Source organism: Klebsiella sp. 141251 (genome assembly GCF_050600725.1).
Lineage (GTDB): Bacteria > Pseudomonadota > Gammaproteobacteria > Enterobacterales > Enterobacteriaceae > Klebsiella > Klebsiella aerogenes.
Window position 1 is genome coordinate 248,976 of the sequence record NZ_JAQIRG010000005.1, and the last position, 11,947, is coordinate 260,922.

Sequence of the window (11,947 nt, forward strand, 5' to 3'; positions counted from 1 at the left end):
GACATTCTATGATCTCTCTTGATGAAGCAATGCTCTATGCCCCCGTTGAATGGCACGATTGCTCAGAAGGCTATACCGATATTCGTTATCAAAAATCGACTGACGGGATTGCTAAAATCACCATCAATCGTCCGCAGGTGCGCAACGCCTTCCGTCCGCTGACCGTTAAAGAGATGATTCAGGCGCTGGCGGATGCCCGCTATGACGACAATATCGGCGTCATCGTGCTGACCGGTGAAGGCGATAAAGCTTTCTGCGCCGGCGGCGACCAGAAAGTCCGCGGCGACTACGGCGGCTATCAGGACGACTCCGGCGTTCACCATCTCAACGTACTCGACTTCCAGCGCCAGATCCGCACCTGCCCGAAACCGGTAGTAGCGATGGTCGCCGGTTACTCTATCGGCGGCGGCCACGTACTGCACATGATGTGCGACCTGACCATCGCGGCGGATAATGCCATCTTCGGCCAGACCGGGCCTAAAGTCGGCTCCTTTGATGGCGGCTGGGGCGCTTCCTATATGGCGCGTATCGTCGGGCAGAAAAAAGCGCGCGAAATCTGGTTCCTGTGCCGTCAGTACGACGCCCAGCAGGCGCTGGATATGGGGCTGGTGAACACCGTGGTCCCGTTGGCGGATCTGGAAAAAGAGACCGTGCGCTGGTGCCGTGAAATGCTGCAAAACAGCCCGATGGCGCTGCGTTGCCTGAAAGCGGCGCTGAACGCCGACTGCGATGGCCAGGCCGGGCTGCAGGAGCTGGCGGGTAACGCCACCATGCTGTTCTACATGACGGAAGAAGGGCAAGAAGGGCGTAACGCCTTTAACCAGAAACGTCAGCCGGACTTCAGCAAATTTAAACGGAATCCATAATGCGCGTTTCGCAGGTTTACCGCTGGCAGATACCGATGGACGCGGGCGTGGTTCTGCGCGAACGGCGGTTAAAAACCCGCGATGGGCTGTTCATCCGCCTGCAGGAGGGTGAACGCGAAGGCTGGGGGGAAATTTCTCCCCTGCCGGGATTCAGTGACGAAACGCTGGAAGAGGCGCAAATGGCGCTGCTGGCGTGGGCGCGGGCCTGGCGCGACGGCGCCGAGCCGCCGCTTCCCATGCAGCCCTCCGTCGCTTTTGGTATTAGCTGCGCGCAGGCGGAGCTTGGCGGCGAACTACCGCAGGCGGCGGATTATCGCGCGGCGCCGCTCTGTTCCGGCGACCCGGATGAACTGTTCGCCAAACTGGCGGCGATGCCCGGCGAGAAAGTCGCTAAGGTGAAAGTGGGGCTGTGGGAGGCGGTACGCGACGGCATGGTGGTGAATCTGCTGCTGGAAGCGATCCCCGACCTGCAGCTGCGGCTGGATGCCAACCGGGCGTGGACGCCGGTCAAAGCGCAGCAGTTCGCCAAATACGTTAATCCGGCGTATCGCCAACGCATTGCCTTTCTCGAAGAACCGTGCAAAAGCCGCGACGATTCGCGCGAATTCAGCCAGCAGAGCGGTATCGCTATCGCCTGGGATGAAAGCCTGCGCGAGGCGGATTTCCGCTTTGTCGCCGAGCCCGGCGTGCGCGCGGTGGTGATCAAACCGACGCTGACCGGCAGCTTGCAAAAGGTTCAGCAACAGGTCGCTGCGGCGCATGCGCTGGGGCTGAGCGCGGTGATTAGCTCGTCGATCGAGTCCAGCCTGGGGTTAACGCAGTTGGCGCGGATCGCCGCCTGGCTGACCCCGCAGACTATCCCCGGACTCGACACGCTGGCGCTGATGGGCGCGCAGCTGGTGCGGGCGTGGCCGGAGAGTACGCTGCCAATATTCAATGCTGATGAGCTGGAGCAACTGCTGTGATGTTTTCCGATTGGCCGTGGCGCCACTGGCGTCAGTTACGCGGCGAGTCGCAGGCGCTACGCCTGAATGACCAGGCGTTGACCTGGCGTGAGCTATGCGCGCGGATTGACGCGCTGGCGTCTGGTTTTGCCGCGCAGGGCGTCATGGAAGGTCAGGGCGTGGCGCTACGGGCCTACAACCAGCCGGAGACGCTACTCGCCTGGCTGGCGCTGCTGCAGTGCGGGGCGCGGGTGCTGCCGCTTAATCCGCAGCTGCCTATGGCATTGCTGCAGGAACTGCTGCCTGCGTTAACCGTACAGCATCAACTGGTGCTTAACGGTGATACGCTGCCGGGGAATTTACCGGCGTTAACTCTGCAGGCGGCAGAAGCCGCCCATACCGTTTGCTGGCATGGCGAACGGCTGGTGTCGATGACGTTAACCTCCGGCTCGACCGGCCTGCCAAAGGCGGCGGTGCATAGCGCCAGCGCCCATCTGGCCAGCGCCGCTGGCGTGCTGGCGCTGATGCCGTTTGCCGGGGAGGACGACTGGCTGCTGTCGCTACCATTGTTCCATGTCTCCGGGCAGGGGATCATCTGGCGTTGGCTGCGGGCTGGCGCGCGGCTGACGGTGCGCGATAGACAACCGCTGGAGCAAGCGCTGCTGGGCTGTACCCATGCTTCACTGGTACCGACTCAGCTATGGCGCCTGCTGAATGGCGATGCCGATGTTTCACTCAAGGCGGTGCTGCTTGGCGGCGCGGCGATCCCCGTCGAGCTGACCGAAAGGGCGCGAGCGCAGGGGATACGCAGCTTCTGCGGCTATGGCCTCACCGAATTCGCCTCCACGGTCTGCGCTAAAGAGGCCGACGGCGAGGCGGATGTGGGCGAAGCGCTGCCGGGGCGGGAGGTGAAAATTGTCGCCGGCGAGATCTGGCTGCGGGCGGCGAGCATGGCCGCCGGCTACTGGCGGAATGGTCAACTGTTGTCATTAACCAACGATGAAGGCTGGTTTGCGACGCGCGATCGCGGGGAGTTACGTGCCGGTCGACTGTCGGTTATTGGGCGACTGGATAATCTCTTTTTTAGCGGCGGCGAAGGCATTCAGCCGGAGGAGGTTGAGCGCGTGATACTCGCCCATCCGCAGGTTCAGCAGGTGTTTATTGTGCCGCAGGATGATGTCGAATATGGCCAGCGCCCGGTGGCGGTGGTTGAATGCGAGGATGGCTGCGAAATGACCACCCTGGCGGCATGGAGTGCTGAACGGTTAGCGCGTTTCCAGCAGCCGATACAGTGGCTACGGCTGCCGGAAACGTTAAAGAACGGCGGGATTAAGATTTCGCGCCGGGCGCTGCGCGAATGGGTCAATTCGCCTGTTTAGCCGATATTGGCCTCGGCGCGGCGCTGGCGCTGTTTACGTCTCAGACGCAGCAGCGGCGGTACCACCAGGACAGCGACAGCCAGCATCAGCAGCGTTTTGGTTACGCCGCTTTCCCAGAGGATAGCCAGATTACCGTTGCTGATTGACAGCGCGCGGCGCAGGTTCTGCTCCAGCATCTCGCCCAACACAAAACCGAGGATCAGCGGCGACATCGGGAAGTGCATTTTACGCATGATGTAGCCGAGCACGCCGAGGCCAACCATCAGCAACAGGTCAAAGGTGGTGCTGTGAACCGCATAGACGCCAACGGCGGAAACGGCGGCGATGGCGGGTACCAGGAACCATAGCGGGATCGTCAGCATGCGGGTGAACAGGCCAATCAGCGGAATGTTCATAATAAGCAGCATCACGTTGGCGATAAGCAGCGCGGCGATGAGCCCCCAGACGATATCCGGCTGTTCGGTGAACATCGCCGGGCCGGGCGTAATGTTATACAGCGTCAATGCGCCCATCATGACCGCGGTGGTGCCGGAGCCAGGCACGCCAAGCGTCAGCATCGGAATAAACGAACCACAGGCGGAGGCGTTATTCGCGGCTTCCGGCGCCGCCACGCCGCGAATATCCCCCTTGCCGAAGTTATCGCTATTACCGCTGATTTTTTTCTCCGTCATATAGGTGATGGCGCTGGCGATGGTCGCCCCGGCGCCGGGTAGAATACCAACGAAGAAACCCACCACGGAAGAGCGTAGGGTCGCGCCGACGCACTGCGCGGCCTCTTTGGTGTTAAACAGCATGCGCCCGGTTTTACGCACCAGCGTTTGCCCGCCGCTGGTGCTCTCCAGCATCAACAGAATCTCCGAAACGGAGAACAGACCGATAACCACCACAATAAATTGCACGCCATCGGAGAGATGGACGCTGTCGAAGGTGAAGCGGTAAACCCCGGTGTTGGCATCGACGCCGACCGTCGCCAGGCCCAAACCGATTAACGCCGCGAGGAACGATTTCAGTGGGTTTTGCGCCATCATGCTGCCGAGGCAGGCGATGGCAAACACCATCAGCGCGAAATATTCCGCCGGGCCGAACGCCAGCGACCACTGGGCGAGGAGCGGCGCGAACAGAATAATACCGCCGATCGCAATCAGCGAACCGAAGAAAGAGCTGACGGCGGAAATCGACAGCGCGACGCCGCCGCGCCCTTGCTGCGCCATGGGATAGCCATCAAGCGCCGTCATGATGGCGGCGGCATCGCCGGGCACGTTCAGCAGGATAGACGAAATACGCCCGCCATATTCGCAGCCGATATAGACCGTCGCCAACAGAATCAGCGCCGATTCCGCGGGCAGGTGCAGGGCAAAGGCCAGCGGCAGCAGAATGGCGACGCCGTTAATCGGCCCGAGGCCGGGCAGCAGCCCGACGATGGTTCCGACAAAGCAGCCGATGAGGGCGATAAGCAGATTTTCCGGCGTCATGGCGACGGCGAAACCCTGCGACAGATAGATCCAGGTATCCATAAGCTTCTCCGTTAATTTAACCAGACGCCAAGCGGCAGAGTCACATCAAGTAAGGTATCAAAGGCGTACCATAACGAGACGCCCATCACCACGCCGGCAATACCTGCCGCCGGTAGCGTGGCGCCGAACAGCAGGCCGATCACCGCCGTCAGCAGCGCGGTGGCTAGCGGAAAGCCCAGCCATTCAAATCCCCAGGCATAGATCACCAGCACCACGACCATGGTTAACAGCCGTTGCAGGACATGTCGTCCCGGCCACTCGATGGCGTCCGGGCGACGCAGCAGCATCAGCGCCGAACACAGCAGCATCAGGCCGATAATACCCAATGGGAAAGGGCGCGGGCCGACGGGTTCATACGAGTATTCGCTGTGGATCTGCCAGGCGATAAACAGGCCGCCAATGCATAACAACAGCCAGACTCCGGCAAAGATACGATCGCTCATTAGCGCCTCCGCGGATTATTTAGCCAGGCCAAAGGCTTTCGCCTGTTCGCGATAATCGCTGACCTGCTGTTTTACATAGGTATCGAGCTCCTTGCCGTTCATGTTGAATTCAAACAGGCCGCGCAGTTCACGTTGCTTTTTGAACTCATCGGTTTGCTGCAGTTTAGTGAATTCATCAACCCACCACTGGTAGTCGGCATCGCTTACTTTCGGGCCCATAAAGAAGCCGCGAATAATCGGCCAGACCAGGTCATAGCCCTGCTCTTTAGCGGTAGGGACATCGGCCAGCGCGCCCGGCAGACGTTCGTTGGAGAAGACCGCCAGGACGCGGATCTTATTTCCCTGCAGGTACGGTACCATTTCACTGAGATCGCCGGAGACCGCCTGCACATGGTTGCCGAGCAGCGCGGTTACCGGCTCGCCGCCGCCCTCAAAGGCGACGTAGCGCATCTTGTGCGGGTCAACGTTGGCTTTTTGCGCCAGCAGCGCCGCTTTCATCCAGTCCTGGCTGCCGATGGAGGCCCCGGCGCCAATGACGATAGTGGCGGGATTTTTCTCCATCGCGGTCATGAATGACTTCAGGTCTTTCCATGGCGAATCGGCGCGTACGGCAATCATGCCGTAGTCGGTACCGACGCTGGCCAGCCAGCGCACGTCATCAACGCCGTAGCGGCCGAATTTCCCCTGCGACAAATTCAGCAGCGAGCCGCCGGAAAAGGCGACCACGGTTCCGGCTTCCGCCGGGCGCTGGGCGACGATGGCGTTATAGGCTACCGCGCCGACGCCGCCGGGCATATAGGTGACGCGCATCGGTTTCTCGATCGCGCCGGTTTCCATCAGGCTCACCTGAATCAGCTTACAGGTGAGGTCGAAGCCGCCGCCGGGCTTGGCGGGCGCGATACATTCGGTGCGGGACGGGGCTTGCGCCGCGAAAGCGGTGGTTGTACAGAGGCACAGCGCGATGGCGCTAAGATGGCGGAAAAATGGCGTTTTCATAGGCTTCCTCAGTTGGTACAGGGAATGTTTTTCTGATTATGTGAACCGACATGTGGCGATTCGGTTGCGTGATTGTTAAAACAGTTACCTTTCATTTCCCTTTCAATGCGGCAGCAACTTTACAGGATGTGATATGCGTCTCTTATTAGCCGAGGATAACCGTGAGCTGGCTCACTGGCTGGAAAAAGCGTTGGTGCAGGGCGGTTTTGCCGTGGATTGCGTTTTTGATGGCCGGGCGGCGGATCACCTGCTGCAAAGCGAAAAATATGCGCTGGCGGTGCTGGATATCGGTATGCCGGGCCTGGATGGCCTCGAGGTGGTACAGCGGTTACGTAAGCGTGGACAAACGCTGCCGGTGCTGCTGTTGACCGCGCGCAGCGCGGTAGCGGATCGGGTGAAAGGGCTGAACGTCGGCGCCGATGATTACCTGCCTAAACCTTTTGAACTGGAGGAGCTCGACGCCCGGCTGCGGGCGCTGCTGCGACGCAGCGAAGGGCAGGTCCATGAGGTGCAGCAGCTTGGCGATCTGGAATATCGCGATGAAGGCTATTTTCTGCTGCGCGGTGAGATGTTGCCCCTGACGCCGCGCGAGCTGGCGCTGTTGAAAGTGTTGATGTTTCGCCGTACCCGTCCGGTTTCCCGCCAGCAGTTGTTTGAACAGGTGTTTAGCCTCAGCGACGACGTCAGTCCGGAAAGCATCGAACTTTACATTCACCGACTGCGCAAGAAGCTCCAGCAGAGTAATGTGCGTATCACTACGCTACGCGGGCTGGGTTATCTGCTGGAGTGTGAGCCGCATGAGCTGGGGTAAACCGCAATCGCTGTATGCCCAACTGCTGCTGTTTCTCGGCCTGCCGCTGGCGCTGTTGTGGGGGTTATCGGCATTCAATAGCTACGTGAGCGCGCTGCAGGCGGCGACGCAGGCCTACGATCGTACGCTGCTCTCCTCGGCGCGCACCGTGGCGGAGCGGCTGGTAGTGCGCGGCGGTCATCTGGAGGTCAATGTGCCCTGGGTGGTGCTGGACAGCTTTGAACTCAACATGAACGACCGGCTGTATTACAAGGTGGTCGACCCGCAGGGGAAAGTGATTTCCGGCTTTGACGATCTGCCGGCAATGCCGCCGGCCACTTCACGAACTCAACTTTATCCGGCGCTGGCATGGTTTTATCATACCGAATACCGCGGTCAGGCCATCCGCGTGGCGCGCCTGCTGCAGCCGGTCAACGAAGGCGGCATCGTTGGTATGGCGGAGATTTATATTGCCGAAACGCTGCAGTCGCGGCGCTGGCTGGCCGGGCAACTGCTGTTCTCATCCTGGGTGTCGCAGGGCTTATTAGTGCTGTTGACGTTGGTACTGGCGGGGTGGCTACTGCGCCGCGTTCTGCGGCCAATGCGTCAGCTCTCGGCGCTGATGGTGCGCCGTGAACCCGGCCTGCTGACGCCGCTACCGGAATTGTTGCCGTGGTCGGAAACGCGGCTGCTGATCGTGGCTTTTAACCGCTATATCGACCGCCTGCGGGTGATGATCTCCCGGCAGGAACGCTTTAGCGCCGATGCTTCACATCAGTTGAAAACGCCGCTGGCGGTCCTGAAAACCCAGGCTTCGGTGGCGCTGGCCAGCGACGATCCGCGGCTGTGGCGCGAGAGTTTGCAGGCCATGCGCGCGACGCTGGATGATACGATTTTACTCACCGAACGTTTGTTGCAACTGGCGACGGTGAAACGCCGGGAGCAGGGCGAGCAGGCGTTTGCCGCGGTCGATCTGCAGGAGGTCGTGCACCATAGCTGTTTTTCGCGTATTGCTCAGGCGCGCAGTAAAAACATCGATCTGGGTTATGAGGGCGAACAGTCGCCGGTGTACGTTTTGGGTGATGGCGTTTTGTTGGGCGAACTGTGCGCCAACCTGCTCGACAATGCGATTCGCTACACGCCGGAACGCGGAACGGTGACGCTGAGCCTGCATCGCGATGGCGAAGCCGTCACGCTGAGCGTGGAGGATAGCGGCCCGGGCATCGAGGAAAACCTGATTCACCAGGCGCTGACGCCGTTTCGACGGCTGGAGAATGGCGGCGGCCTACCCGGCGCCGGGCTGGGCCTGGCGCTGGTAAACGATATCGCGCGTCTGCATCGTAGCCGGCCGCAACTGTCGCGCAGCGAAAGCCTGGGAGGATTAAAGGTGACGCTGCGTCTGCTGACCGTGGCTTAAAGCAGCCCTTTCTGGCTGAGGGTGAGGCGGGTCGCGGCATTAAGATCGTAATGTTGCAGGTCTTCGCCCTTCACCCAGGCGTAATCGTCGAATTCCTCGTTGATCGTGACCTCGCGGTTGGCGCTTATGCAATCGAAAATCAAATAGATCATGTAGATCTCTTCCTGGCGACCATCGGCATAGGTTTTCACGCGGGTATCATCGCGGAAGCTCCATGGCGTGATGTGGGTCAACTGCAGTTTTTCGCCAAGCTCCTCGCGGACTTCGCGTCGCAGCGCCTCTTCAATACTTTCCCCCGGTTCCACGCCGCCGCCGGACAGCGCCCACTGTCCGGGAAAAACCCCGCGGTCGGCAGCCATCTTGCACAACAGATAATGGCCATCATTTTGGATGAGCGGGCAAACAATCGTCCTTTGACGCATGATTTTTCTCCTTCGCAGTGAGTCGGGCCGGGTATCGAGGAAACAGTTTGCGAGGCGCCTCGGCAAACCGCAAGGGAAATACGGCGCTGGCTCTACAGAGTGCTAAGTTAAGCGAAATTATCTTATGGAGAGCCACCATGGAAAGGACCACCCATTCCCCACATGACGCCGTGTTTAAACACCTGCTGTCGCATCGGGCGACGGCGCGGGATTTTCTGGATATTCACCTTCCTGAACATTTGCGAGAATTATGCAATCTGCAAACGCTGCAGTTGGAATCCGGAAGTTTTATCGATGAAGACCTGCGCGCCAGCCATTCCGATATTCTTTACTCGCTGCAAACCCAGGCGGGAGACGGATATATCTATCTGCTTATCGAACATCAAAGCTCTGTGGACCGTCATATGGCATTTCGCCTGATGCGTTATGCGATAGCAGCGATGCAGCGGCATCTGGATAAAGGGCATACACAACTGCCATTGGTGATCCCGCTGCTTTTTTATCATGGGCAAGTCTCGCCCTGGCCGTATCCCATGTGCTGGCTGGAAGGATTTGCTCATCCGCAAACCGCGCGGCAGGTATACAATCAGGATTTTCACTTAATCGATATCACGGTGCTTCCTGACGATACAATAATGCAGCACCGACGGGTCGCGATGCTTGAGTTGCTGCAAAAGCATATCCGGCAACGCGATATGATGGAACTGCAGGAGCAACTAGCCAGCCTGTTGGCGCTGGGATACACTAGCCGCAGACAGCTCAGGACGCTGCTTCACTATTTATTGCAGGCAGGAAATGCCGCCGATCCGGTCGCCTTTTTACGTAATCTTGCGCAAAATGTCCCCAGACGGCCGCATAAGGAGACGCTAATGAACATTGCCCAGTTTCTGGAACAACGCGGCCATCAGCAGGGCCTGCAGCAAGGTCTTGAACAGGGAGAACAATTGGCTACGCAACGTATTGCCCAGGCGATGCTGGAAAACGGGCTTGACCTGGCGCTGGTGGCGAAGCTGACGGGGCTTGCGCCGGAGCGTCTGGCCCTGCTCGCCCATTAATTTTTCTGCTTCTTTCAAACGGCCTGCGCGACGCTGATTGCGCAGGTTAATATATATTTATTTAATCAATACAACCTAATTAAATATAACTACGCTGAATTTGAATTCGGTGGAATTTACTTTCTTTCGCAAATGCGCGTCCGTATTGATGTAAAAAGACGCAACTGGTTACACTCTTGTGAAAAATCATTTCGCCAGGTCATTGATTCCTGACGGGTGCGCAGTAGAATTTTCTGGTTTTTTCGGGACTTCTTTGATTCTTCTTTTCTGGATAGAGTAAATAATGAAAAAGAGCATTTTTATGGCCCTGGCCGGGGTAATGATGGTTTCCTCGGCGGCCCATGCTATTAGCGTTACCGGCGAAGCCGGCGAGCACTATACCAACCTCGGCGTTGGCTTCGGCACCGAATCCACCGGCCTGGCAATTTCCGGCAACTGGTTGCATAGCGATAACGACGGCGACGCCGCGGGCCTGGGTCTGGGTCTGAATATTCCGCTGGGACCATTCCTGGCGACCGTGGGCGGCAAAGGTATCTACACCAATCCGAAGCAGGGCGATGAAGGTTACGCGGCGGCGGTCGGCGGCGGCCTGCAGTGGAAAATCGGCGATAGCTTCCGTCTGTACGGCGACTATTACTACTCGCCTGATTCACTCTCCAGCGGCATCGATAGCTATGAAGAAGCTAACGTCGGCGCCAGCTGGACCATTATGCGTCCGCTTAGCATCCAGGCAGGCTATCGCTACCTGAACCTGGCGGGTAAAGACGGCAACCGTGATAACACTATCGCCGACGGTCCGTACATCGGCGCCAGCGCCAGCTTCTAATCCTCCGGCGCGGCCTGCCGCCGCGCCAAATTTCTTCGTCGCCAGCCCGCGCCTTTGCGCTATAGTAATTCGACTTATCAGGCTGGAGTTCATAATGCTACAAGTGGAAATGCTGTCCACCGGCGATGAAGTGCTGCATGGGCAGATTGTCGATACCAATGCCGCCTGGCTGGCGGATTACTTTTTTAATCAGGGTTTACCGTTAACGCGCCGCAATACCGTCGGCGATGACCTCGACGCGCTGGTGGCTATTCTGCGCGAACGCAGCGAACAGGCGGATGTGCTGATCGTGAATGGCGGTCTGGGGCCGACCAGCGACGATCTTAGCGCGCTGGCGGCGGCGACGGCGAAAGGCGAAGGTTTGGTCCTCAACGCTGAATGGCTGGAGACGATGACGCGATTCTTTGCCGAGCGCGGTCGGCCAATGGCGCAAAGCAATCGCAAGCAGGCGGAAATCCCCGCCAGCGCCGAAATGATCAATAATCCGGTGGGCACCGCCTGCGGGTTCGCCGTACAGCTCAACCGCTGCCTGATGTTTTTCACCCCCGGCGTGCCGTCTGAATTCAAAGTTATGGTCGAGCAGGAGATCGTACCGCGTTTACGTGCGCGCTTCACGCTTCCGTCGCCGCCGGTTTGTCTGCGTTTAACTACCTTCGGACGTTCGGAAAGCGAGTTGGCGCAGAGCCTCAACCATCTGCAGCTACCGCCGGGTGTGGTGATGGGCTATCGCTCGTCAATGCCGATTATCGAACTGAAGCTGACCGGTCCTGCCACGCAGCGCGATGCGATGCTGGCGTTGTGGCCAGAGGTGCGTAAAGTGGCCGGGGAGAGCGTTATCTTCGAGGGCACGGAAGGGTTACCGGCGCAGATCGCGCGCTGCCTGCAGGAGCGTCAGCTTAGCCTGACCTTGAGCGAACAGTTCACCAGCGGCCTGCTGGCGCTGCAGCTGAGGCGGGCGAACGCGCCGCTTCTCGCCAGCGAAGTGGTGCCGGCGCAGGAGGAGACGTTGGCGCAATCGGCGCGCTGGGCCGCCGAGCGGCGCGTAAACCATTTTGCCGGACTGGCATTGTCGGTCAGCGGTCAGGAGGCCGATTACCTGAACTTTGTGCTGGCGACGCCGGAAGGTACGCACGCGCTGCGGGTTAAGTTCAGCGTGAATCGCCACGGGCTGGCGGTGCGACAAGAAGTGTGCGCCATGATGGCGCTGAATATGCTGCGCCGCTGGCTCAACGGTAAGCCGGTCAGCGGCGAGCATGGCTGGATCAACGTCGTCGAGACGCTGTTTATCGACTGAT

At 59.4% G+C, this 11,947-nt stretch carries 12 protein-coding genes; 8 read left to right on the plus strand and 4 right to left on the minus strand.

Features of this window, described 5'->3' with window-relative positions; genetic code table 11:
• Positions 1-8: 8 nt before the first annotated feature.
• Genes menB through menE form a run of 3 tightly spaced genes read left to right on the plus strand, consistent with a single transcriptional unit; the run spans position 9 to position 3,189 of the window.
• Positions 9-866, plus strand: coding sequence for a 1,4-dihydroxy-2-naphthoyl-CoA synthase (gene menB / locus PGR09_RS13735; protein ID WP_015365600.1), 858 nt, complete (start codon positions 9-11; stop codon positions 864-866).
• On the plus strand, positions 866-1,831 hold the full coding sequence (gene menC, locus PGR09_RS13740) for an o-succinylbenzoate synthase (RefSeq protein WP_348876088.1): 966 nt from the start codon (positions 866-868) through the stop codon (positions 1,829-1,831). The genes menB and menC overlap by 1 nt, the downstream gene beginning before the upstream one ends.
• Positions 1,828-3,189: an o-succinylbenzoate--CoA ligase gene (gene menE, locus PGR09_RS13745; RefSeq protein WP_430916232.1), complete on the plus strand. Its 1,362-nt coding sequence runs from the start codon at positions 1,828-1,830 to the stop codon at positions 3,187-3,189. The genes menC and menE overlap by 4 nt, the downstream gene beginning before the upstream one ends.
• On the opposite strand, the gene PGR09_RS13750 is transcribed toward menE, so the two are convergent.
• From PGR09_RS13750 to PGR09_RS13760, 3 genes are read right to left on the minus strand one after another with little or no spacing between them, the layout of a single operon-like run.
• Entirely contained in the window at positions 3,186-4,703 is a 1,518-nt protein-coding gene (locus PGR09_RS13750) for a tripartite tricarboxylate transporter permease (protein WP_015365603.1), read from the minus strand. The two genes, menE and PGR09_RS13750, sit on opposite strands and share 4 nt — an antisense overlap.
• An 11-nt stretch (positions 4,704-4,714) precedes the next feature.
• Positions 4,715-5,146, minus strand: coding sequence for a tripartite tricarboxylate transporter TctB family protein (locus PGR09_RS13755; protein ID WP_047043267.1), 432 nt, complete (start codon positions 5,144-5,146; stop codon positions 4,715-4,717).
• 15 nt (positions 5,147-5,161) lie between these two features.
• Positions 5,162-6,142 (minus strand): Bug family tripartite tricarboxylate transporter substrate binding protein, encoded by a 981-nt coding sequence (locus tag PGR09_RS13760; protein ID WP_045359580.1) that lies wholly within the window; start codon positions 6,140-6,142, stop codon positions 5,162-5,164.
• Between the two features lie 133 nt (positions 6,143-6,275).
• On the opposite strand from PGR09_RS13760, the gene tctD reads away from it, so the two are divergent.
• On the plus strand, positions 6,276-6,953 hold the full coding sequence (gene tctD, locus PGR09_RS13765; protein ID WP_045391436.1) for a transcriptional regulator TctD: 678 nt from the start codon (positions 6,276-6,278) through the stop codon (positions 6,951-6,953).
• Entirely contained in the window at positions 6,940-8,349 is a 1,410-nt protein-coding gene (locus PGR09_RS13770; RefSeq protein ID WP_045391433.1) for a sensor histidine kinase, read from the plus strand. The genes tctD and PGR09_RS13770 overlap by 14 nt, the downstream gene beginning before the upstream one ends.
• Here the strand turns inward: PGR09_RS13770 and nudI are convergent.
• Positions 8,346-8,771: a nucleoside triphosphatase NudI gene (gene nudI, locus PGR09_RS13775; protein WP_047078301.1), complete on the minus strand. Its 426-nt coding sequence runs from the start codon at positions 8,769-8,771 to the stop codon at positions 8,346-8,348. The two genes, PGR09_RS13770 and nudI, sit on opposite strands and share 4 nt — an antisense overlap.
• A 137-nt stretch (positions 8,772-8,908) precedes the next feature.
• On the opposite strand from nudI, the gene PGR09_RS13780 reads away from it, so the two are divergent.
• The 3 genes from PGR09_RS13780 to PGR09_RS13790 all read left to right on the plus strand — a co-directional run bounded on the left by PGR09_RS13780 (position 8,909) and on the right by PGR09_RS13790 (position 11,946).
• Positions 8,909-9,826, plus strand: a complete 918-nt coding sequence (locus PGR09_RS13780; protein WP_047043255.1) for an Rpn family recombination-promoting nuclease/putative transposase — start codon at positions 8,909-8,911, stop codon at positions 9,824-9,826.
• Between the two features lie 283 nt (positions 9,827-10,109).
• Positions 10,110-10,652, plus strand: coding sequence for a YfaZ family outer membrane protein (locus PGR09_RS13785; RefSeq protein ID WP_015365610.1), 543 nt, complete (start codon positions 10,110-10,112; stop codon positions 10,650-10,652).
• A gap of 94 nt (positions 10,653-10,746) precedes the next feature.
• Positions 10,747-11,946 (plus strand): nicotinamide mononucleotide deamidase-related protein YfaY, encoded by a 1,200-nt coding sequence (locus PGR09_RS13790; RefSeq protein ID WP_045391423.1) that lies wholly within the window; start codon positions 10,747-10,749, stop codon positions 11,944-11,946.
• Position 11,947: the final 1 nt, after the last annotated feature.

What these genes read in the sequence shown, in the direction of transcription:
- menB (WP_015365600.1), top strand. Translation starts at nt 9, where the DNA reads ATGATCTCTCTTGATGAAGCAATGCTCTATGCCCCCGTTGAATGGCAC.
- menC (WP_348876088.1), top strand. Translation starts at nt 866, where the DNA reads ATGCGCGTTTCGCAGGTTTACCGCTGGCAGATACCGATGGACGCGGGC.
- PGR09_RS13750 (WP_015365603.1), bottom strand. Translation starts at nt 4,703, where the DNA reads ATGGATACCTGGATCTATCTGTCGCAGGGTTTCGCCGTCGCCATGACG.
- PGR09_RS13755 (WP_047043267.1), bottom strand. Translation starts at nt 5,146, where the DNA reads ATGAGCGATCGTATCTTTGCCGGAGTCTGGCTGTTGTTATGCATTGGC.
- PGR09_RS13760 (WP_045359580.1), bottom strand. Translation starts at nt 6,142, where the DNA reads ATGAAAACGCCATTTTTCCGCCATCTTAGCGCCATCGCGCTGTGCCTC.
- tctD (WP_045391436.1), top strand. Translation starts at nt 6,276, where the DNA reads ATGCGTCTCTTATTAGCCGAGGATAACCGTGAGCTGGCTCACTGGCTG.
- PGR09_RS13770 (WP_045391433.1), top strand. Translation starts at nt 6,940, where the DNA reads ATGAGCTGGGGTAAACCGCAATCGCTGTATGCCCAACTGCTGCTGTTT.
- nudI (WP_047078301.1), bottom strand. Translation starts at nt 8,771, where the DNA reads ATGCGTCAAAGGACGATTGTTTGCCCGCTCATCCAAAATGATGGCCAT.
- PGR09_RS13780 (WP_047043255.1), top strand. Translation starts at nt 8,909, where the DNA reads ATGGAAAGGACCACCCATTCCCCACATGACGCCGTGTTTAAACACCTG.
- PGR09_RS13785 (WP_015365610.1), top strand. Translation starts at nt 10,110, where the DNA reads ATGAAAAAGAGCATTTTTATGGCCCTGGCCGGGGTAATGATGGTTTCC.
- PGR09_RS13790 (WP_045391423.1), top strand. Translation starts at nt 10,747, where the DNA reads ATGCTACAAGTGGAAATGCTGTCCACCGGCGATGAAGTGCTGCATGGG.